Origin of the sequence: Sulfitobacter sp. HI0040, from assembly GCF_001634885.1 — a bacterium.
Classification (GTDB): domain Bacteria; phylum Pseudomonadota; class Alphaproteobacteria; order Rhodobacterales; family Rhodobacteraceae; genus Sulfitobacter.
In genome coordinates, this window is the sequence record NZ_LWEX01000168.1 from 1 (window position 1) to 19,078 (window position 19,078).

The 19,078-nt window shown below is 63.3% G+C and carries 21 protein-coding genes and 1 tRNA gene; 15 read left to right on the top strand and 7 right to left on the bottom strand.

Annotation, left to right across the window (positions count from 1 at the left end; translation table 11 throughout):
• Nucleotides 1-1,167, top strand: a 1,167-nt coding sequence (locus A3728_RS10985) for an ABC transporter ATP-binding protein (RefSeq protein ID WP_067923438.1), incomplete at its 5' end; no start/stop codon positions are given.
• 107 nt (nt 1,168-1,274) lie between these two features.
• Here A3728_RS10985 and A3728_RS10990 read toward each other — a convergent pair.
• Nucleotides 1,275-1,350 (bottom strand) — tRNA-Thr (locus A3728_RS10990).
• A gap of 114 nt (nt 1,351-1,464) precedes the next feature.
• Between A3728_RS10990 and A3728_RS10995 the strand changes: the two genes are divergently transcribed.
• Nucleotides 1,465-2,703, top strand: coding sequence for a class I SAM-dependent RNA methyltransferase (locus tag A3728_RS10995; protein WP_067923441.1), 1,239 nt, complete (start codon nt 1,465-1,467; stop codon nt 2,701-2,703).
• Between the two features lie 80 nt (nt 2,704-2,783).
• Nucleotides 2,784-3,290: a L,D-transpeptidase family protein gene (locus tag A3728_RS11000; protein ID WP_067923444.1), complete on the top strand. Its 507-nt coding sequence runs from the start codon at nt 2,784-2,786 to the stop codon at nt 3,288-3,290.
• 33 nt (nt 3,291-3,323) lie between these two features.
• On the opposite strand, the gene A3728_RS11005 is transcribed toward A3728_RS11000, so the two are convergent.
• On the bottom strand, nt 3,324-3,821 hold the full coding sequence (locus A3728_RS11005; RefSeq protein ID WP_067923447.1) for a CAP domain-containing protein: 498 nt from the start codon (nt 3,819-3,821) through the stop codon (nt 3,324-3,326).
• 171 nt (nt 3,822-3,992) lie between these two features.
• Between A3728_RS11005 and A3728_RS11010 the strand changes: the two genes are divergently transcribed.
• Both A3728_RS11010 and A3728_RS11015 read left to right on the top strand, forming a co-directional pair.
• Nucleotides 3,993-4,604, top strand: a complete 612-nt coding sequence (locus A3728_RS11010; RefSeq protein ID WP_067923450.1) for a L,D-transpeptidase — start codon at nt 3,993-3,995, stop codon at nt 4,602-4,604.
• Between the two features lie 134 nt (nt 4,605-4,738).
• Entirely contained in the window at nt 4,739-4,930 is a 192-nt protein-coding gene (locus tag A3728_RS11015; RefSeq protein ID WP_067923453.1) for a hypothetical protein, read from the top strand.
• An 80-nt stretch (nt 4,931-5,010) separates the two neighbouring features.
• Here the strand turns inward: A3728_RS11015 and hemH are convergent, their stop codons facing one another.
• Nucleotides 5,011-6,057 (bottom strand): ferrochelatase, encoded by a 1,047-nt coding sequence (gene hemH, locus A3728_RS11020; protein ID WP_067923456.1) that lies wholly within the window; start codon nt 6,055-6,057, stop codon nt 5,011-5,013.
• A 51-nt stretch (nt 6,058-6,108) separates the two neighbouring features.
• The gene (locus tag A3728_RS11025; protein WP_067923459.1) at nt 6,109-6,927 is read right to left on the bottom strand and encodes an SAM-dependent methyltransferase; all 819 of its coding nucleotides are present in this window, start codon (nt 6,925-6,927) and stop codon (nt 6,109-6,111) included.
• Between the two features lie 14 nt (nt 6,928-6,941).
• On the opposite strand from A3728_RS11025, the gene A3728_RS11030 reads away from it, so the two are divergent.
• From A3728_RS11030 to A3728_RS11045, 4 genes are read left to right on the top strand one after another with little or no spacing between them, the layout of a single operon-like run.
• Nucleotides 6,942-7,673 (top strand): ComF family protein, encoded by a 732-nt coding sequence (locus A3728_RS11030; RefSeq protein WP_067923462.1) that lies wholly within the window; start codon nt 6,942-6,944, stop codon nt 7,671-7,673.
• 36 nt (nt 7,674-7,709) lie between these two features.
• Nucleotides 7,710-7,967, top strand: a complete 258-nt coding sequence (gene grxC, locus A3728_RS11035) for a glutaredoxin 3 (protein WP_067923465.1) — start codon at nt 7,710-7,712, stop codon at nt 7,965-7,967.
• Entirely contained in the window at nt 7,967-8,797 is an 831-nt protein-coding gene (locus A3728_RS11040) for a carbon-nitrogen hydrolase family protein (RefSeq protein WP_067923467.1), read from the top strand. The genes grxC and A3728_RS11040 overlap by 1 nt, the downstream gene beginning before the upstream one ends.
• Entirely contained in the window at nt 8,794-9,228 is a 435-nt protein-coding gene (locus A3728_RS11045) for a MarR family winged helix-turn-helix transcriptional regulator (RefSeq protein ID WP_067923470.1), read from the top strand. The genes A3728_RS11040 and A3728_RS11045 overlap by 4 nt, the downstream gene beginning before the upstream one ends.
• On the opposite strand, the gene ubiG is transcribed toward A3728_RS11045, so the two are convergent.
• Entirely contained in the window at nt 9,225-9,977 is a 753-nt protein-coding gene (ubiG, locus tag A3728_RS11050; RefSeq protein ID WP_067923472.1) for a bifunctional 2-polyprenyl-6-hydroxyphenol methylase/3-demethylubiquinol 3-O-methyltransferase UbiG, read from the bottom strand. The two genes, A3728_RS11045 and ubiG, sit on opposite strands and share 4 nt — an antisense overlap.
• Before the next feature lie 48 nt (nt 9,978-10,025).
• Between ubiG and pip the strand changes: the two genes are divergently transcribed.
• From pip to infB, 6 genes are all read left to right on the top strand, one after another.
• Nucleotides 10,026-10,997, top strand: coding sequence for a prolyl aminopeptidase (gene pip, locus A3728_RS11055; protein ID WP_067923475.1), 972 nt, complete (start codon nt 10,026-10,028; stop codon nt 10,995-10,997).
• Nucleotides 10,994-11,857: an ABC transporter substrate-binding protein gene (locus A3728_RS11060; protein ID WP_067923478.1), complete on the top strand. Its 864-nt coding sequence runs from the start codon at nt 10,994-10,996 to the stop codon at nt 11,855-11,857. The genes pip and A3728_RS11060 overlap by 4 nt, the downstream gene beginning before the upstream one ends.
• A gap of 137 nt (nt 11,858-11,994) precedes the next feature.
• Complete coding sequence (gene rimP / locus A3728_RS11065; protein WP_067923481.1) at nt 11,995-12,573, top strand: ribosome maturation factor RimP; 579 nt, start codon at nt 11,995-11,997, stop codon at nt 12,571-12,573.
• A complete protein-coding gene (gene nusA / locus A3728_RS11070; RefSeq protein ID WP_067923484.1) occupies nt 12,573-14,192 on the top strand; it encodes a transcription termination factor NusA in 1,620 nt (539 codons plus the stop codon). Before rimP ends, nusA begins: the two co-directional genes overlap by 1 nt.
• Nucleotides 14,193-14,214: 22 nt before the next feature.
• Nucleotides 14,215-14,835 carry an RNA-binding protein gene (locus tag A3728_RS11075; protein ID WP_067923487.1) on the top strand — a complete coding sequence of 207 codons (621 nt, stop codon included), beginning with the start codon at nt 14,215-14,217 and terminating at the stop codon, nt 14,833-14,835.
• A gap of 9 nt (nt 14,836-14,844) precedes the next feature.
• The gene (infB, locus tag A3728_RS11080) at nt 14,845-17,319 is read left to right on the top strand and encodes a translation initiation factor IF-2 (protein ID WP_067923489.1); all 2,475 of its coding nucleotides are present in this window, start codon (nt 14,845-14,847) and stop codon (nt 17,317-17,319) included.
• On the opposite strand, the gene A3728_RS11085 is transcribed toward infB, so the two are convergent.
• Together A3728_RS11085 and A3728_RS11090 are read right to left on the bottom strand one after the other, a co-directional pair.
• Entirely contained in the window at nt 17,320-18,126 is an 807-nt protein-coding gene (locus A3728_RS11085; RefSeq protein ID WP_067923492.1) for a metallophosphoesterase family protein, read from the bottom strand. It abuts the gene before it with no gap.
• Nucleotides 18,123-19,040, bottom strand: coding sequence for a diacylglycerol/lipid kinase family protein (locus A3728_RS11090; protein WP_067923495.1), 918 nt, complete (start codon nt 19,038-19,040; stop codon nt 18,123-18,125). The genes A3728_RS11085 and A3728_RS11090 overlap by 4 nt, the downstream gene beginning before the upstream one ends.
• Nucleotides 19,041-19,078 lie beyond the last annotated feature (38 nt).

Consider the following 19,078-nt stretch of genomic DNA (forward strand, 5'->3'; position numbering starts at 1 on the left):
GTCGATACCATCACCAACATCAAGACGGTCAAGCTGTTCGCCCACGCCGACCACGAAGACCGGGCCGCACTGGGCGCGATGCGGACGTTTCGCGGCAAGGCGCTGGAGTTCGGCTATCTCGCCGCCGGGTTCCGGCTTGCCCTGATGAGCCTCGCGGGGCTGTTGCCTGTGCTGCTGCTGGGCGGCACGCTCGTGCTGTGGCAGCGGGGTATGGCGACGGAGGGCGACATCGTGGCCGCAGGTGCCATCGCGATTCGGATCGCGCAGATGACCGGCTGGGTCAGTTTCACGCTGATGCAGATCTATGCCAACGTGGGCGAGGTCGAGGACGGGATGCGCACCCTCACCCCGCGCGTCCGGATGGAGGACGGCGCAGAAGCCGTCGATCTGCAGCTGGCCGCCGCGCGGATCGAGTTCGACGGCGTCACCTTTGCCTATGGGCGCGAAACCGGCGGGATCGACGATGTGACCCTGACGGTGGAGCCGGGCGAAAAGCTCGGGATCGTCGGTGCCTCCGGGGCGGGGAAATCGACGCTCGTGGCGCTGCTGCTGCGGCTCTACGATACGGAATCAGGACAGGTGAGGATCGGTGGCACCGACGTGCGCGCCGTCACGCAGGAGAGCCTGCGCCGTCACATCGGCATGGTCACGCAGGAAACGGCGATGTTCAACCGCTCCGCCCATGACAACATCCTCTACGGTCGCCCCGATGCCACGCGCGAGGAGGTCATCGCCGCGGCAAAACGGGCGGAGGCGCATGATTTCATCCTCGACCTTCGCGACCACATGGGCCGCCGCGGATACGATGCGCATCTTGGCGAACGCGGCGTGAAACTGTCGGGCGGGCAGCGGCAGCGGATCGCACTGGCCCGCGCTATCCTGAAAGACGCGCCCATCCTCGTGCTGGATGAGGCCACCAGCGCCCTCGACAGCGAGGTCGAAGCCGCGATTCAGGCCGCGCTCGATCGGGTAATGGCGGGGAAAACCGTGCTGGCCATCGCCCACCGCCTGTCCACCCTGACGGAGATGGACCGGATCGTGGTGATGGACGCCGGGCGCATCGTCGAAGAGGGCAGCCACGAGGACCTGCTCGCCAGAGAGGGACTTTATGCCCGCTACTGGGAACGCCAGTCCGGCGGCTTTCTCAACGTCCGCGCGGCGGAGTGAGGGCGTTGGGGGCCTGATTCCTGCGGGGACTGCGCACCCGCTGCGCTACGCCCTTCTGAAGGGAAGGGTCACCTTCAAGGGCAAGGCTATCGTAGCTAGCGAAGAAATGGTGCCTCAAGAGGGACTCGAACCCCCGACCTTGTCCTTACGAAGGACCTGCTCTACCAGCTGAGCTATTGAGGCGGACCGGGGCTGTGTTTAAACGCAGTGGGCGGGCCGTTCAAGCGGCAGCGTGACGCCTTGGTTCTTATTCCTGCACGCAGCGGGGCGGGCGGCGCCGGGAACAGGCAGGAACGGATGGATCAGTACACGGTAGAAAGGCTGGGCCTTCACGGGGACGGGGTGGTCGAGGGACCGCTTTTCGCACCGATGACCCTGCCGGGGGAGACGATCACCGGCTTGCCCGACGGCCAGCGGCTGACGGAGGTTCGGATCGTCACCCCTTCGCCCGAGCGGGTGGCGGCACCTTGCCGTCATTTCCGGTCCTGCGGGGGATGCCAGTTGCAGCACGCCGCCGATGATTTCGTCGCGGACTGGAAGATGCAGGTGCTGCACACCGCATTGGCCGCGCAGGGGCTGGAGACGGAGATCCGGCCCATCGTGACATCGCCGCCCGGATCGCGCCGCCGCGCGACTTTTGGCGCCCGGCGCACCAAGAAGGGCGCCATGGCCGGGTTCCACGCCATGGGCTCCGACGTGCTGATCGAAATACCGGGTTGCCTGATTCTCGAGCCGGAGGTGATGGAAGGTATGGAGGTTGCCCGTCATCTCGCCATCGCGGGCGGCAGCCGAAAGGCGGCGCTTGCGGTCACGGTGACGGCCTCCGACACCGGGTTGGACATTGCCGCGACGGGAGGAAAGCCGCTTGACGCGCCAGCGCGGCAGCAGCTTGCGGCCTTTTGCGATCAGGCGAATGTCGCCCGGCTGACATGGGACGGTGAGGTTATCGCGACCCTGTCCCCGCCCTATCAGACATTCGGGGCGGCCCGTGTTGTACCGCCGCCCGGTGCGTTTCTGCAGGCCACCCGGCATGGCGAGGCGGCGCTGCTCGATGCCGTGCGGGAGGCGATCGGTGCCCCCCGGCGGGTTGCTGACCTTTTCGCCGGTTGCGGCACCTTTGCCTTGCCGCTGTCTTCGGAGGCCGAGGTGCACGCGGTGGAGGGCGAAGGCGAGATGTTGGAGGCGCTGGAAGCGGGCTGGCGCAAGACGAGCGGCCTTAGCCCGGTAAGCACGCAGACACGGGATCTGTTCCGCCGCCCCTTGCTTGTCGATGAACTGGCGCGGTTCGACGCCGTCGTGATCGACCCGCCCCGGGCCGGTGCCGAAGCGCAGACGGCGGAACTGGTCCGCGCCCGGCCTGCGCGCATCGCCTATGTCTCGTGCAACCCCGTCACCTTCGCCCGGGATGCAGCCGTGCTGGTGGCGGGGGGCTACAGGCTCGACTGGGCGCAGCCGGTCGATCAGTTCCGGTGGTCGTCGCATCTGGAGCTTGCAGCGTGCTTTTCGATAGATGAAAATTCGCCACGTCCGCGATAACTTCTGCGTTTGACGGCTATGCGATTCCGCCGTTTTCGGGTATTCAGAAACAAATCAACAAAAGACAGAGGCATTGGCAGATGCAACGCAGGCAACTTCTCATGGGAGCGACCGCAGCTATTACGCTGGGCGCTTGCAGCAGCACCAACAACACCAAGTTCAAGCGGTACGACGGGCCGGAGGTGACGCAGGTCGTCGTGTCCAAACAGTCCCGGCTGATGTACCTGATGCACAAGGGCGAGATCCTTGAGCAATACAACATCCGGCTGGGCTTTGCCCCGATCGGCCACAAGATGTTCGAGGGTGACGGGCGCACGCCCGAAGGGCGCTACTACATCGATCGCCGCAACCCGAACAGCAAGTACCATCTGTCCATCGGCATTTCCTATCCCAACGCCGAAGATCTGGCGATGGCGGAATCCATGGGCAAGAAACCGGGTGGCGATATCTTCATCCACGGCCAGCGCAACCCCTTCAAGCCCGAGACATCGGACTGGACCTGGGGCTGTATCGCGGTCACGAACGCCGAGATCGAGGATATCTATTCGATGGTGCGGGACGGCACCCCCATCGTCATCGGCCGCTAGGACCGACCTGGCAGGGGCGCTGACCCTTCGGGGTCAGTTGCCCAGAACCATCGTCCACCAGATCTTGCCGTTGGATTCCTGATGCCAGGAGAAGCCCATGTTGCGCGCTTCGGGGGCGAGGATGATGCGCCGCGTGTCGGGCGAGTCCATCCATGCGGTCAGCGTTTCGAGTTCCGTTTCGTAGGTTTCAGAAATGACCTCTCCGACCAGGCCGCCGGTGTAGCCCACGCGCTGGATACGATCGACGGGGGAGGACCCGTCAGACCCGAAGTGCCATGGCCGCGCTTGAACCGCCATGTCCCGCGCATGGGTGGCCGCCGCCGCGTTGAGCTTTGCGTCGAGCTGAAGCTGGCCCGCGCCAGCCGCGCTGCGCAGGGCATTGACGGCGTCCAGCATCCGGAACTGAATCTCGCCTTCCTCGCTGGAACTGATCCGGTAGCCCGCGGAGCCGTCGGGCGTCGTCGGGTAGGAAGACGCGCAGGCGGACAGGACAACAGAGGCGGCAAACAGCAGGGAGATCAGTCTGATCATTGGAGGCTCCACGAGATAATACTTTCCGATCACTTACCGCGCCGGGCGTGGCAGGGCAAACGCACATCGGCGTTACTCTGCCAAATGACGCTTGATTGATTTGAAACTGCGTCTTTGCGCCCATATAAGGGACCGGATTGCACAAGTTCGTTCATCCAGCGGAGTCTCACGATGTCTGACGCACGTAATCCCCTTTCATCACGCCGGGCCTTTATTGCAGGGAGCGCCGCTTTGCTGGCGACACCGGCGCTGGCACAGAGCACGACAGGCGTGAACAGCGCCGCGACCACCGAAGCGGACGTAACCGTTGGCGGCAGCGCGCAGCGAAACATCTCCAGCTTCCGGCAACTGGATTGGCGCCCCTATTTCAAGGACACCCGCAATGGCGCCGTGCTCGTGGATATCGACACCCGCGCGGTGCATTTCTGGTCCCACGATCAGAGCGTCTACAAACTCTATCCCTCCAGCGTTCCGCTGACCGAGGATCTGACCCGCCGCGGTCGTACCCGCGTGATCAAGAAGGTGGAGGGCCCCAGCTGGCGCCCGACCCCGTCGATGCTAAAGCGTAACCCCGACTGGCCCGCCTATGTCGGCCCCGGTCCGGACAACCCGCTCGGTTCCCATGCGCTCTACCTCAGCTGGACGTATTACCGCATCCACGGTACGCACGACACGCGCAAGATCGGCCGCCGGTCGTCGAACGGTTGCATCGGGCTTTATAATGAGCATATCGCCGAACTGTTCGCGCTGACCACGGTCGGCACGCAAGTGTTGCTTATTTGACGACAATCCCTTGGGTTGTGCTGGGTGAATGCGAAAACCTGTTTTCTCGGGCTGCATCATGCTGTTTAGAAAGAGCATGAGGTAAGTTCGTAAGCGTATCCACATGAGTGGGCGCAACTACAGGAGGATTCACTATGAAAAAACTCGTTCTGGCGGCTGCTTTCGCTGCAACCGCATCCATGGCATCCGCAGGGTCTCTCGCCGATCCGGTTGTTGAGCCCGTCGTCGAAGCGCCGGTTGTCATCGTTGAAGAGCCAACAGGTTCCTCGGGCGGCATCCTGCTGCCGCTGTTCCTGCTGGCCGTTCTGGTCGCGGCAACTTCCTGAGTTTCAGGCAGATTCAGAATTTGGAAAAGGCGGTGCTTGCACCGCCTTTTTTCATGCCCGCTCCCCGTTGAACCAAAAGCCTAGTCTACCCAGCCCTGCAGGTTTTCCTCGATCACCTCGACCAGTGCTGAGACATGGGCGGCGTCATCGTTCAGACAGGGTATATAGGTAAATCGCTCGCCGCCCGCTTCCTCGAAGCTTTCGCGAATCTCTTCATTGATCTCTTCGAGCGTTTCAATGCAGTCGGCGGAAAAGGCGGGCGCGCAGACGGCGATGTTGCGATTGCCGGCCTTCGCCTGCCGCGCGACCTCCTCCACCGTATAGGGCTGGAGCCATTCTTCGGGGCCGAAGCGGGACTGGAACGTCGTGATGATCTGCGTGTCGTCCCATCCCAGCCGTTCTTTCAGCAGTCGCGTCGTTTTCTGGCACTGGCAATGGTAGGGATCGCCCTCCATCAGATAACGGGTCGGCACGCCGTGATAGGAGCAGACCAGCAACTGCGGCTTTTCGGCGGCGGCCGCATAGGCACATTCGATGGATTGGGCGAGCGCCTCGATATAGCTTGGTCTGTCGAAATAGGGGGCGACCGTACGGCTCGCCGGTTGCCATTTTTCCTTGCTGAGCGCTGCAAAGAACGCGTCATTCGCCGTGGCGGAGGTGGCTCCGGCGTATTGCGGGTAGAGCGGGAAGAAGAGGAGTTTCTGGCATCCCGCCTCGATCATCTGTTGTACTTTTGACCGGGTGGAGGGGTTTCCGTAGCGCATGCAGAAATCGACGATCACGTCATCGCCGTAGCGCGCTTTGACTTCGGCCTCGATCGCCGCGGTCTGCGCCTTGGTGATCGTCATCAGCGGGCTTTCGTTCTGCTCTTCGTTCCAGATCGATTTATAGGCGGCCCCGCTGGTAAAGGGGCGTTTGGACAGGATGACGAGTTGCAGCAAAGGCTGCCATTTCCACGGGCTGTAATCGATCACCCGGCGGTCGGAGAGGAATTCGTTCAGGTAGCGGCGCATGGACCAGTAATCGTAGTGGTCCGGCGTTCCGAGGTTCGCCAACAAAACGCCCACACGGGCTTGGGGCACCGCCGGGTGGTCGGACGGTGCGTGTGCCGGGCGGGATTTTGTCATGGTCTCTCCTGTTCTTGTAACGCCGATCACATAGCGGAGCGGTGACTTCGGTCAATCCGACAATGGTTTTTCCTGCGTGCCGAGCGCATCGGCGAGCCGTTGTTGTGCCGACCCGGGGCGCAGGGGTTTCGGCTGGGTGGCATCAGGGGCCCAACCGGCAAGAAATACCATTTCAAAGGTGGCGGTGATCGCCTTGTGCTGGCCCGGGAAATGGGTGGCGTAAAGCTCTGCCGCGCGATCCATCACGGCCCGGCGCGTGGGTCGGCGCAGCCGAGCGGCGAGCGCGTTGGTCTCCCCCATCGCGCGGAGATCGCGCATCAGGGCGTGCAGGTCATCGTATTCCACCCGTGTTGTCACGCTGTCGGCCACGGGCAGGGCCAGCCCCGCGCGCTGGAGCAGCCCGCCCCAGTCGCGCAGGTCCGCCATGGGGGCCACGCGGGGCGACAGCCCGCCTGAGATAGCGGCTTCGGCTTCGCCGAGACATCTGCGCAATTCATTGAGCGTCTGCCCTGCGTAGCACACCCCGAGGAACAGCCCATCGGGGCGCAGCGCCCGGCGGCTCTGGATCAACTGGCCCACGGGGTCGTTCGCCCAGTGCAGGCTCATGGCGTGGATCAGCAGATCATGCTGGTCGACCTCCAGTTGCAAAGTCTCGTCGTCCGCAACGATGCGCGCGGTCGGAAGCACATCGCGCCAGATCTCCGGCCAGCCGGTGACCACCGCGGGCGCGGTAAAGGACTTGTTAACGCTTTCAAGCCGATCCTCGATCTCGTCGATGGCGAGACGGTGCAGAAAATCGCCCGCTTCCGTTGCCCGACGGCGGCGGCTCTGAAGGGCGATGGGATCTGTCAGGATATTGGGTGGCGGCATGGAGCGACAATAAGGTGCAGGCGCGGGGACTTCAAACGGCACTGGCTGCGATATATCCGCCCAGGTGCCTTGGCTGCGGCATGACGGTCGGATCGGAATTCGGGCTTTGCGGGCCTTGTTGGCGCGATACGCCATTCATCGCGGGGGCCATCTGCGACAGTTGCTCCGTACCGCTGCCGGGTCCGGGCGAAGACGGGTTGACCTGTGATGCCTGCATGGCGGCGCCCCCGCCGTGGCGGTGGGCGCGGTCCGCGCTTATCTACGACGGGACGGGGCGAAAGCTCGTACTGGCGCTCAAGCACGGCGACCGGCAGGAGATCGCGCAACCTGCGGGCCGGTGGATGGTGCACGCCATGGGGGACAGGACATTGGCGGCCGATACCCTTGTCGCCCCCGTTCCGCTGCATTGGACGCGGACCATAAAGCGGCGATACAACCAGTCGGCACTGCTTGCGCGTTCGGTGGCGCGCCAGCTTGGTCTTTCGTGGTGTCCGAACCTCCTTCAACGGGTCCGGCGAACGGAGTCCCTCGACGGCCTGGGGCGGGAGGAACGATTCGCGCTCCTGCAGGGCAGCATGCGCATCCATTCGCGCCACGCGGCGTCTCTGGCGGGGCGGCCCGTTCTGCTGGTGGACGACGTGCTGACCTCCGGCGCGACCCTTTCGACCGCCGCGCAGTGCTGCCGTCACGCAGGATCGGGAGAGATTGCGGTGGCGACACTGGCGCGGGTGGCCAAAGAGACCTAAGTCCTGTGCAACACCTGATGCAGAAAGGATGAGGTCATGAAGCCTGTCGAGATCTACACATCGCCGCTGTGCGGCTTTTGCCACGCCGCGAAACGCCTGTTGAACCAGAAGGGCGTCAACTTCACGGAAATCGACGTGCTGTCGAATCCTGATCGCAAGGCCGAGATGGTGCAGCGCGCCAACGGGGGCCGCACCGTGCCGCAGATATTCATCGGCGACCAACATGTCGGCGGATCGGACGACCTGCATGCACTGGAGCGCGCGGGCAAACTCGACCCCCTGTTGGCGGACTGATGCGCGGCGCGCTTCTGCAACTGAACGCGAGCGACGATCCAGCGGAAAACCTGCCCCGGACGGTGGATTATCTTCGCGATGCGGCGGCGCAGGGCGCTCAGTTCGTGCTGACGCCGGAGGTGACGAACTGTGTCTCCACCAGCCGCGCGCAACAGGCAAAGGTCCTGCGGGCCGAAAGCGAGGACGAAACACTCGCCGCGTTGAGGGAAGAGGCCAACGCCCATGGGATCTGGCTGCTGATCGGATCGCTCGGATTGCAGACGGAGGATCCGGACGGGCGCTTTGCCAACCGGTCCTTCCTGATCGATCCCGACGGGGCGGTTCAGGCGCGCTATGACAAGATCCACATGTTCGACGTGGAAATCGACGAAACCGAAACCTACCGCGAATCGGCGGGCTACCGCCCCGGCACGCAGGCGGTGGTGGCGCAGACGCCTTGGGGCACGCTGGGGATGTCCATCTGCTATGACCTGCGCTTTCCGCAACTTTATCAGGCGCTCGTCGATGCTGGCGCCCAAATCCTGACAGTGCCGGCGGCGTTTTCGCCCGTTACCGGCGCGGCTCACTGGCATGCCCTGCTGCGCGCGCGGGCCATTGAAACGGGGTGCTTCGTCCTGGCGCCCGCGCAGACCGGCACGCATCAAAGCGCCGCCAACAAAACCCGCGACACCTATGGTCATAGCCTTGTCGTGGCCCCCTGGGGAGAGGTTGTGCTTGACGCGGGCGAAGCGCCCGGGGTCTACATGTTTGAAATCGACCCCAAGGAAGTGGAGACAGCGCGCCGACGGGTGCCCAGCATGGCGAACCGTCGATCTTTTGCGCAGCCATGAGCGAAGACCGCAACATATTCGCGATCCAGTTGTTCAGTGAACTGCTGGCTGCCGATCAGTCCGTTCGGCACCGATTGTCGCGCGTTCTGCCCAAGGGCATGGAGATTTCGCATTTTTCCGTTCTGAACGCGCTCGCCTTTCATGGGGAGGAACGCTCCCCCGCGAAACTGGCGGCGACCTTCAATGTCACGCGCGGCGCGATGACCAACACGTTGTCCAAGCTGGAATGGGCCGGCTATATCCATGTTCGGCCCGACTGGGACGATGCCCGCCGGAAGATGGTCGCCATCAGCCCGGCAGGCCGACAGGCCCGCGACGCGGCGGTCGACGCGATCACGCCGATGATCAATCAGGTGGTCGACGATCTGGGCGAGGACCGGGTGCGGGATGCCCTGCCGATCCTGCGCGAAATTCGCCGCCGTCTGGCCTAGCCGGTTTCGGGGCGCGTGCTGGCCGTCACGTAGTTCACGCTGAGATCGCGCGACGACAGCCGCCATGACCATGTGACTGGGTTGAACACGAATCCCTTGCGATCGACGGGGGTGAGACCGGCGCGCCGCAGCAGATCGAAGAGTTCATCGGGGGTGATGAACTTGGACCATTCGTGGGTGCCCTTGGGCAGCCAGCGCATCACATGCTCCGCCCCGATGATTGCCATCACATAGGATTTCGGATTGCGGTTCAGGGTCGAGCAGATGTGCAGCCCGCCGGGTTTCAACAGATCATGACAGGCTGTCAGGTAGTCGATGGGGGAGGCGACATGTTCCACGACCTCCATGTTGAGCACGACATCGAAGGTTTCCCCGGCCTGGGCCAGCGCCTCGGCGGTAGTGTGGCGATAATCCACCTCCAGCTCCGATTGCTCTGCATGGATCCGCGCCACGGAAATGTTCCCTTCGGCGGCGTCCGCGCCGACGACGTCCGCGCCCAGCCGCGCCATGGGTTCTGCAAGCAGCCCGCCCCCGCAGCCGATATCGAGGATGCGCAGCCCCTCGAAGGGGCGCTGCGCTGACAGGTCGCGCCCGAACTCGCCTGCGATCTGACTGGTGATGTAGTCCAGCCGGCAGGGGTTCAGCATATGCAGCGGCTTGAATTTCCCTTCCGGATCCCACCACTCCGCTGCCATGGCTTCGAACTTGGCGATTTCCGCCGGATCCACAGTTGTCTGATGCGCTTGCATTCCGGATTCCCTATGCTCTTCTGGGTCGCGACACTATATAGGGCGGACATGGACAAAATTCCCGATCAAAAGCGCGCGGCACAGCATCTGTACCCACCGATCGATCCCTACGACCAGCGCACACTGGCCGTGGGGCAGGGGCATCACATCTATGTCGAACAATGCGGCAACCCCGATGGCATTCCCGTTGTGGTGTTGCACGGCGGGCCGGGTGGCGGGTGCAGCCCGTCCATGCGGCGCTATTTCGATCCCTCGCGGTATCGTGTCATCCTGTTCGATCAGCGTGGTTGCGGACGGTCGCGGCCCCATGCCTCGGTCACTGACAATACGACGTGGCATCTGGTCGCCGATATCGAGTTGATCCGCAAGACGCTGGGCATCGAGGAGTGGATCGTCTTCGGCGGTTCTTGGGGCGCGACGCTGGCGCTGATCTATGCCGAAACCCATCCCGAGCCGGTGCGGAACCTCGTTCTACGGGGGGTCTTCCTGATGACCAAGGGAGAGCTGGACTGGTTCTACGGCGGCGGGGCGGGCAAATTCTGGCCCGAGGTCTGGCAGCGATTCGTGTCGCTCGTGCCGGAGGAGGAGCGCCACGACATGATAGGCGCTTACCACAAGCGCCTATTCAGCGGAAACCTCGCCGAGGAGCAGCGCTTTGGCCGCGCGTGGGCGGCGTGGGAAAATGCGCTGGCGTCCATCCATTCCTCCGGCGCGGGGCACGAAGGACCGAGCGACTATTCGCGGGCCTTCGCCCGGTTGGAGAATCATTATTTCACCCATGCGGGTTTCCTGGAGTTCGATGGCCAGATCCTCGCCCATGCGAGCCGCATTGCGGATATTCCGGGTGTGATCGTTCAGGGCCGGTATGACATGATCTGCCCGCCCACCAGCGCCTATGCGCTGGCCCAGAAGTGGGACAAATGCGAACTCAAGATGGTGCGCAACGCCGGGCACGCCCTGTCGGAGCCGGGGATCAGTGCCGAACTGGTTCGCACGATGGACAGGATCGCAGTGTCATGACCCGTCGTCCCGCACTCGACCGCCGGGCCCTTTTCGGGATGGGTGCCGCCGCCGCCTTGCTGGCGGTTTCCGGCGTTTCGGCCGCCGGAATGGCGCGGCGGGGCGGGCGGTTGCGGCTAGCGGTGTCGGGCGGCCGCCGGGACGATATATGGGCCACGGGTGGCGGGCTTTTCATGCAGCTTGCCCGCGTGGGACTTGTCCACGATACACTGACGGAGGTCGCGGCGGACGGTACGCTGCGCGGGGATCTCGCGCAGGGGTGGCGCAGTGCAGACAACGGCCAGACCTGGCGGTTCGACCTGCGGCAGGACGTGGCATTCCATGATGGTCATCTCATGACGGCAGAAGACGTGGCCGACAGCCTGCGCAGGGGCTTGGGTGAACCGGATACGGTGAAGGCGCTGGGCAAGTCCGGCGTTGAAATAACCCTCTCCCGCCCGGATGCGGGTCTCCCCTTCCGGCTGGCGGGGCCGGGTTTCGCGATCGGCAGGCCGGGTGCCGATGCGGCGGGAATCGGGACCGGGCCTTACCGGCTGGTGGAATTCAGCCCGGGGCGGCGGGTGGTGGCGGAGCGCGTCCCCGGCCACCGGACGGAGGGGGCTTCGGCGTGGTTCGATACCGTCGAACTGGTTTCGATCCCAAGTGCCGCGGTGCGGCTGCAGGCCTTCGACGAACATCTCGTGGATGCGCTCGATCTGGCCGAGGGGGACGCATGCGAACCCAGTCGCGAACATGCGGTTCTGCCCACCGACGAGGGCTGTCGCCAGATCGTCAGCCGCGAACTGGCGCTGGGCGCACGGCAAGGCGCAGAGCTGCCCTTCGATGACCTGCGCGCCCCCCGCCGGTGGTGGTTCGCCTGACGGGGGTTGCAGACGGGGCGGATCGGGCGTATATCCCCTTCAACAGCGGCGCGATCGGGTCCAAACCAATCGCTCCACCGATCTTGATAACGGGCCGCGCGCCCGTTTTTTTGTGCCCGCAGTAACGTGGAAACCTGATGTCGAACGACCTGATTGCCAAAGCAGCCATGGACCGACGCCTGGCCGAGATCATCACCCCGGTGATCGAGGATCTGGGCTTTGAGCTCGTGCGCGTCCGGCTGATGAGCGGCAAGTCGATCACGCTTCAGGTGATGGCCGACCGGCCCGAGGGCGGCATCGAGGTCGATGAGTTGGCGTTGATCAGCCAGTCCATCAGCGCGGTTCTCGATGTGGAGGATCCGATCCTCGATGAATACACGCTGGAGGTTTCCAGCCCCGGTATCGACCGGCCCCTGACCCGGCTCAAGGATTTCGAAGCGTTCGAAGGCTACGAGGCCAAGCTGGAAACGGTGGACCTGATCGATGGCCGCCGCCGCTTCAAGGGCGAGCTGGCGGGCACGGAAGGCGACGAGGTGCTGATCAACGTGGAAGAAGGCACCATCGGGCTGAAGTTCGATTGGCTGTCGGATGCCAAGCTGGTGCTGACTGACGAGCTGATCAAGGAAATGCTGCGCCAGCGCAAAGCGTCCGGTGCGATTGACGAAACCAAGTTTGACGACATTGAGACTGAACAGTCTGCCGAGGGAGACGACTGATGGCCATTACATCCGCCAACCAGCTTGAACTGCTGCAAACCGCCGAGGCGGTCGCCCGTGAAAAGATGATCGACCCCGGTCTGGTGGTCGAGGCGATGGAAGAATCGCTCGCCCGGGCGGCGAAGTCCCGCTACGGCGCCGAGATGGACATTCGCGTTTCCATCGACCGCAAGACGGGCCGCGCGACCTTTACCCGTGTCCGCACCGTGGTGGAGGACGAGGAGCTGGAGAACTACCAGTCCGAGTTCACCGTCGAGCAGGCGAAGCAGTACATGGATGATCCCAAGGTGGGTGACACCTATGTGGAGGAAGTGCCCCCCGTGGAAATGGGCCGCATCGCGGCGCAATCCGCAAAGCAGGTGATTCTGCAGAAGGTCCGCGAAGCCGAGCGTGACCGCCAGTTCGAAGAGTTCAAGGATCGTGCGGGCACCATCATCAACGGGCTCGTCAAGCGCGAGGAATACGGCAACATCATCGTCGACGTGGGTGCCGGTGAAGCGATCCTGCGCCGGAACGAAAAGATCGGCCGCGAAAGCTATCGCCCGAACGACCGTATCCGCGTCTATATCAAGGATGTGCGCCGCGAGCAGCGCGGCCCGCAGATCTTCCTCAGCCGCACCGCGCCCGAATTCATGGCGGAACTGTTCAAGATGGAAGTGCCGGAAATCTACGACGGCATCATCGAGATCAAGGCAGTGGCCCGCGACCCCGGTTCGCGCGCCAAGATCGCCGTGATCAGCTATGACAATTCCATTGATCCCGTCGGCGCCTGTGTGGGTATGCGCGGCAGCCGCGTTCAGGCAGTGGTGAACGAGCTTCAGGGTGAAAAGATCGACATCATCCCGTGGAACGAAGACCAGCCGACATTCCTCGTGAACGCGCTTCAGCCTGCCGAGGTATCCAAGGTGGTTCTGGACGAGGAAGCCGGGAAGATCGAAGTGGTGGTGCCCGAAGAGCAGCTTTCGCTCGCCATCGGTCGCCGGGGCCAGAACGTGCGGCTGGCAAGCCAGCTTACCGGTCTTGATATCGATATCATGACCGAAGAACAGGAAAGCCAGCGTCGTCAGGCGGAATTCGAACTGCGCACCAAGCTGTTCATGGACAACCTCGATCTGGACGAATTCTTTGCCCAGCTTCTGGTTTCCGAAGGGTTCACCAATCTGGAAGAAGTCGCCTATGTCGAGGTCGACGAACTGCTGGTGATCGATGGTGTGGACGAGGACACGGCGAACGAACTGCAGGCGCGTGCCCGCGATGTGCTGGAAGCGCAGAACAAGGCCGCACTGGAATCCGCCCGGGCGCTGGGTGCCGAAGATAGCCTCATTGAATTCGAAGGGCTGACGCCCCAGATGATAGAGGCGCTCGCCAAGGACGACGTGAAAACGCTCGAAGATTTCGCGACCTGCGCCGACTGGGAACTGGCCGGTGGCTGGACGACGGTCGACGGTGAGCGCGTGAAGGACGACGGCACGCTGGAAACCTTCGGCATCAGCCTTGAGGAAGCGCAGGATATGATCATGACCGCGCGGGTGATGCTGGGTTGGGTCGATCCCGCCGACCTCGAAACCGAAGAGGGCGAGGAAGAAGGCGAAGACGAAACCGAGGAGGCCGGGGCCTGATCGCAGGCCTCGGGGGCTCTGAATGGGACGCGGTGGCGCCTCGCATGACCGGACGGACGGTCCCGAACGCAAGTGCATTGCCACGGGAGAGGTGCAGCCGAAATACGGGCTGATCCGCTTCGTGGTCGGTCCCGAAGGTCAGGTGGTGCCGGATATCATGGGCAAGCTGCCCGGGCGCGGCATCTACGTGGCGGCGGACCGCAAGGCACTGGAACTGGCGGTGCGGAAGAACCTGTTCTCCCGCTCCGCAAAACAACAGGTCAGGCTGCCGGAGGATCTGGTGGCCGAGATCGAGACCCAACTGGCGCGCCGCGTGGTCGATCTGATCTCGCTGCAGCGCAAGGCGGGCAAGGCGGTCGCCGGTTACGAGAAGGTAAAGAACTGGCTGCAGACCGAAGAAGCCGAAGTGCTGATCCAGGCGGTGGACGGATCGGGGCGCGGAAAATCGAAGTTGAGCACACCGCATTTCGGTCACTACATCGGGTGGTTGACCGCAGATGAATTGGGTTTGGCATTCGGTCGTCAAACTGTGATACATGGGGCGCTCGCCTCTGGTGGACTCACGCAGCGTGTTGTAGAGGAAGCCCAAAGACTTAAAGGCGTGCGCGTAAACGAGGCTGGCAAGGGCCAGCCGAAAGGATAGACGAGCTTCATGAGCGATACTGACGGCAAGAAAACATTGGGTCTGCGCGGCGGTGGCGCGCGTCCGGGCAACGTAAAGCAAAGCTTTAGCCACGGACGGACCAAGAACGTCGTGGTCGAAACCAAGCGCAAGCGTGTCGTGGTGCCGAAGCCGGGCGCCGCCAAACCCGCTGCGGGCGGCAAGTCGCTGGGTGATCCATCAAAGCGTCCGGCAGGCATTACCGATGCCGAAATGGAACGCCGCCTGAAGGCCGTGCAGGCCGCCAAGGCGCGGGAGGCGGAAGAAGCCGCCGAGCGCGAAGCCGAGGAAAAGGCCCGCGCCGAGGAGCGTGAGCGTCGCCGGGCCGAACAGGAAGCCAAGGAAGCCGAAGAGCGCGAGCGCGAAGAAAGCCTCAAGGCCAAGGCCGAGGAAGACGAGCGCCGCAAGCGTGAAGCCGAAGCCGCCGCACAGGCTGCATCCGCCCCGCCGGCGGAACCCGTCGTATCGCGCGGACCCAGCCCGAAATCCTCTTCCGGTGCGCCGGCGCGCAAGACGGAGCGGGATCGGGAAGACACCAACAAGAAGAACCGCGGTGGCGACAACCGCCGTTCCGGCAAGCTGACGCTGAACCAAGCGCTGTCCGGCGGCGAAGGCGGCCGCCAGCGTTCCATGGCGCAGATGAAGCGCAAGCAGGAGCGCGCGCGCCAGAAGGCGATGGGCGGCAGTGTCGAGCGCGAAAAGGTCGTGCGTGACGTTCAGCTTCCCCCGGCGATCGTGGTTTCCGAACTGGCGAACCGCATGGCCGAACGGGTGGGTGAAGTGGTCAAGGCGCTGATGAACAACGGCATGATGGTGACGCAGAACGAAACCATCGACGCCGATACAGCCGAACTCATCATCGAGGAATTCGGCCACAAGGTCGTGCGCGTTTCCGACGCCGACGTCGAAGACGTCATCAAGGAAGTCGAGGACGATCCCAAAGAGCTGCGCGACCGCCCGCCCGTCATTACCATCATGGGCCACGTGGACCACGGCAAGACCTCGCTGCTGGACGCGATCCGGAATGCCAAGGTTGTCGCGGGCGAAGCCGGCGGCATCACGCAGCATATCGGTGCCTATCAGGTAACGACCGATGGCGGCACCACGCTGTCGTTCCTCGATACGCCGGGCCACGCTGCCTTTACCTCCATGCGGTCACGCGGGGCACAGGTGACGGATATTGTGGTTCTGGTGGTTGCGGCGGATGACGCCGTGATGCCCCAGACGATCGAGGCCATCAACCACGCCAAGGCGGCCAAAGTGCCGATGATCGTGGCGATCAACAAGATCGACAAGCCCGCGGCCAATCCTGACAAGGTGCGCACCGACCTGCTGCAACACGAAGTCATCGTGGAAAAGCTCTCTGGCGACGTACAGGATGTGGAGGTTTCGGCCACCACCGGTCAAGGGCTCGACAACCTGCTGGAAGCCATCGCGCTTCAGGCCGAGATTCTGGAACTGAAGGCGAACCCGAACCGCGCCGCCGTCGGCGCCGTGATCGAAGCGCAGCTTGACGTGGGCCGCGGCCCGGTCGCGACCGTTCTCATCCAGAACGGCACATTGCGGCAGGGCGATATCTTCGTCGTGGGTGAGCAATACGGTAAGGTCCGTGCGCTGATCAACGATCAGGGTGAGCGCGTGAAAGAAGCTGGTCCGTCGGTTCCGGTGGAGGTTCTGGGCCTCAACGGTACGCCCGAAGCCGGTGACGTTCTGAACGTGACCGACACCGAAGCGCAGGCGCGTGAAATCGCCGAATACCGGGCCAATGCCGCGAAGGACAAGCGCGCCGCTGCCGGTGCAGCCACCACGCTGGAACAGCTGATGGCGAACGCCAAGGCGGACGAAAACGTCAGCGAATTGCCCATTCTGGTCAAGGCCGATGTGCAGGGCTCTGCCGAAGCGATCGTTCAGGCGATGGAAAAGATCGGCAACGACGAGGTGCGCGTGCGCGTGCTGCATTCAGGCGTCGGCGCGATTACCGAAACCGATGTCGGCCTTGCGGAAGCGTCCAATGCGCCGATCATGGGTTTCAACGTCCGTGCGAACGCATCTGCCCGCAATACCGCGAACCAGAAGGGCGTGGAAATCCGCTATTATTCGGTCATCTACGATCTCGTGGATGATGTGAAAGCGGCGGCCTCGGGCCTGCTGTCGGCGGAGATCAAGGAAAACTTCATCGGTTACGCGACCATCAAGGAAGTCTTCAAGGTCACGGGCGTGGGCAAGGTTGCCGGTTGCCTCGTTACCGAAGGTGTCGCACGCCGCAGCGCGGGTGTCCGTCTGCTGCGCGACAACGTGGTGATCCACGAAGGCACGCTGAAGACCCTGAAGCGCTTCAAGGACGAAGTACCCGAAGTCCAGTCCGGTCAGGAATGCGGCATGGCCTTCGAGAACTACGACGATATCCGCCCCGACGACGTGATCGAAATTTTCGAGCGTGAGGAAGTGACCCGCACCCTTAAATAATCAGTCCGTCGCTGGCTGCACTGTCTGAGAGACCCGGTCGAAGTGCCGGGTCTCTGTCGTTTCAAAGGTCCTGGTTTCATCGGCATAGGCGATGCGCGAGATCTCGAAGTAGTCGGGACTGATGTCGATCAGGTTGAAGTCATTCGGCTCCCCCCGCAGGCGAGAGGACAGGCTGGTCCCGGCATGAAGCTGAACCGCCGCACCCCCTTCTTCGCCGCGGGCGAATTCCCCCACGTGCCAAGTATGAAGATGGCCTGACAGCACCAGATCGGCCCCACAGGCCAGCAGCTTGTTCAGCGCGCGATCCGCCCCCGGGATCGGTCGCTTCTTCGTCTCCTGCGGATGATTGAGCGGGTGGTGGGCCACAAGTATGCGGGCCTTGTGGTCATCCACACCTTCCAGCGCCCGGCAGGCCTTGCGGATTCGCCTGTCGCTCATCCTGCCTGTTTGCCAGCTGAGCGGGTCGACGGTGTTAACCCCGATCACGGTATAATCTTCGCCTTCGTGGATCGGGGTGAGATCCCGTGCGATGAATTTCTTGAAATAGCGCCATGGCAGGAAGAAGCGGGTCAGCGGGCGGTGGATCGGTACGTCATGGTTCCCCGGCACGCAGAGAACGGGTGCCTCCACGCGATCGATGAACCGCCGGGCAGAGGCAAATTCGGTCGCCCGGGCGCGCTGGGTCAGGTCCCCCGAGATCGCGACCATATCGGCAGAGAGACGGTTTACCGCATCCAACAGCGGTTCGAGGAGATCGGGCCTGTCCTTTCCGAAATGCAGGTCGGACAGGTGAACGATACGGCTCATCTTGTTTGCTCCTTTCGCCCAGACGGCACCAGCACGTCGAGCTTGTCTTGCGATAACGTCAGGCGGAAGGGGCCGCGCATCTTGTCCAGCTCTCCGTCCCGCGCCACGTGCCGGCGCTTGCGCGCCATTTCGATCCTGATGTCCTTGCCGCAGTGGAGTTCATAATCCACCTTTTTACGGGCCATTCCCACGGCAAGGGCGAGTGCCAGCTTCAACATGCCCCAGCGATCGGTGTCCGGGGCGACGAGTAGCACCATTTCGCCTGCAGCGATGCAATCGGCGCCGCCCAGTGCCATCTGCTCAAGCTGGAAGGCGTTGTTGACGGCGAAGATCAGCGGTGTGCGGTAGCGATGTTTCGTGCCGTCCACCGTCACGGTCAGCCGCATGGGGGCCCGCAGGGTGGCGAGCGCCTTGATCACCGACCAATAGGCGGCGACACGGCTTCGCCCCCAACGATGATAGATGCCTTCCCGGGTTTGCAGGATTGCGGGATAGGCGCCCAGGCTGGCATTGTTGAGGAATACGCGGTCGTTGATCCGCGCGACCTTGGTCAGTTCGGTTTCCCCGGACAGGATAACCTGAACGGCGGCGTCGATGTCTTCGGGTATGTCGAGCGACCGGGCGAAATAGTTGAAGGTGCCGGAGGGGATGATCCCCATCTTGCGCCCCGTCCCGACGACCAGTTCGGATACACCGCAAACCGTCCCGTCACCGCCCGCGACGACGATGGTGGCATCTTCGGTCTGCAGGGCTTTGCGCGTCACTTCTGCGAGGCTGTTTTCCTTGCCGAATTCCAACACCTCCAGCGTGGCGCCGTGTTGGGCAAACAACCGACGGATACGATCCACCCGGCTCTCCGCATCCTGCTTGCCGGAGCGGCGATTGATGATCAGGATATAGGTGTCCGCTTGCATCGAATGTTCTGCCCCATGCTTCGATCCTCAACGCTGCA

Coding starts and splice junctions, on each gene's coding strand:
- grxC (WP_067923465.1), top strand. CDS start 7,710: ATGAAGCCTGTCGAGATCTACACATCGCCGCTGTGCGGCTTTTGCCAC.
- A3728_RS11090 (WP_067923495.1), bottom strand. CDS start 19,040: ATGCAAGCGGACACCTATATCCTGATCATCAATCGCCGCTCCGGCAAG.
- A3728_RS11060 (WP_067923478.1), top strand. CDS start 10,994: ATGACCCGTCGTCCCGCACTCGACCGCCGGGCCCTTTTCGGGATGGGT.
- A3728_RS11015 (WP_067923453.1), top strand. CDS start 4,739: ATGAAAAAACTCGTTCTGGCGGCTGCTTTCGCTGCAACCGCATCCATG.
- A3728_RS11000 (WP_067923444.1), top strand. CDS start 2,784: ATGCAACGCAGGCAACTTCTCATGGGAGCGACCGCAGCTATTACGCTG.
- A3728_RS11025 (WP_067923459.1), bottom strand. CDS start 6,927: ATGCCGCCACCCAATATCCTGACAGATCCCATCGCCCTTCAGAGCCGC.
- A3728_RS11075 (WP_067923487.1), top strand. CDS start 14,215: ATGGGACGCGGTGGCGCCTCGCATGACCGGACGGACGGTCCCGAACGC.
- pip (WP_067923475.1), top strand. CDS start 10,026: ATGGACAAAATTCCCGATCAAAAGCGCGCGGCACAGCATCTGTACCCA.
- A3728_RS10995 (WP_067923441.1), top strand. CDS start 1,465: ATGGATCAGTACACGGTAGAAAGGCTGGGCCTTCACGGGGACGGGGTG.
- A3728_RS11040 (WP_067923467.1), top strand. CDS start 7,967: ATGCGCGGCGCGCTTCTGCAACTGAACGCGAGCGACGATCCAGCGGAA.
- A3728_RS11045 (WP_067923470.1), top strand. CDS start 8,794: ATGAGCGAAGACCGCAACATATTCGCGATCCAGTTGTTCAGTGAACTG.
- infB (WP_067923489.1), top strand. CDS start 14,845: ATGAGCGATACTGACGGCAAGAAAACATTGGGTCTGCGCGGCGGTGGC.
- A3728_RS11010 (WP_067923450.1), top strand. CDS start 3,993: ATGTCTGACGCACGTAATCCCCTTTCATCACGCCGGGCCTTTATTGCA.
- A3728_RS11085 (WP_067923492.1), bottom strand. CDS start 18,126: ATGAGCCGTATCGTTCACCTGTCCGACCTGCATTTCGGAAAGGACAGG.
- hemH (WP_067923456.1), bottom strand. CDS start 6,057: ATGACAAAATCCCGCCCGGCACACGCACCGTCCGACCACCCGGCGGTG.
- A3728_RS11005 (WP_067923447.1), bottom strand. CDS start 3,821: ATGATCAGACTGATCTCCCTGCTGTTTGCCGCCTCTGTTGTCCTGTCC.
- nusA (WP_067923484.1), top strand. CDS start 12,573: ATGGCCATTACATCCGCCAACCAGCTTGAACTGCTGCAAACCGCCGAG.
- rimP (WP_067923481.1), top strand. CDS start 11,995: ATGTCGAACGACCTGATTGCCAAAGCAGCCATGGACCGACGCCTGGCC.
- ubiG (WP_067923472.1), bottom strand. CDS start 9,977: ATGCAAGCGCATCAGACAACTGTGGATCCGGCGGAAATCGCCAAGTTC.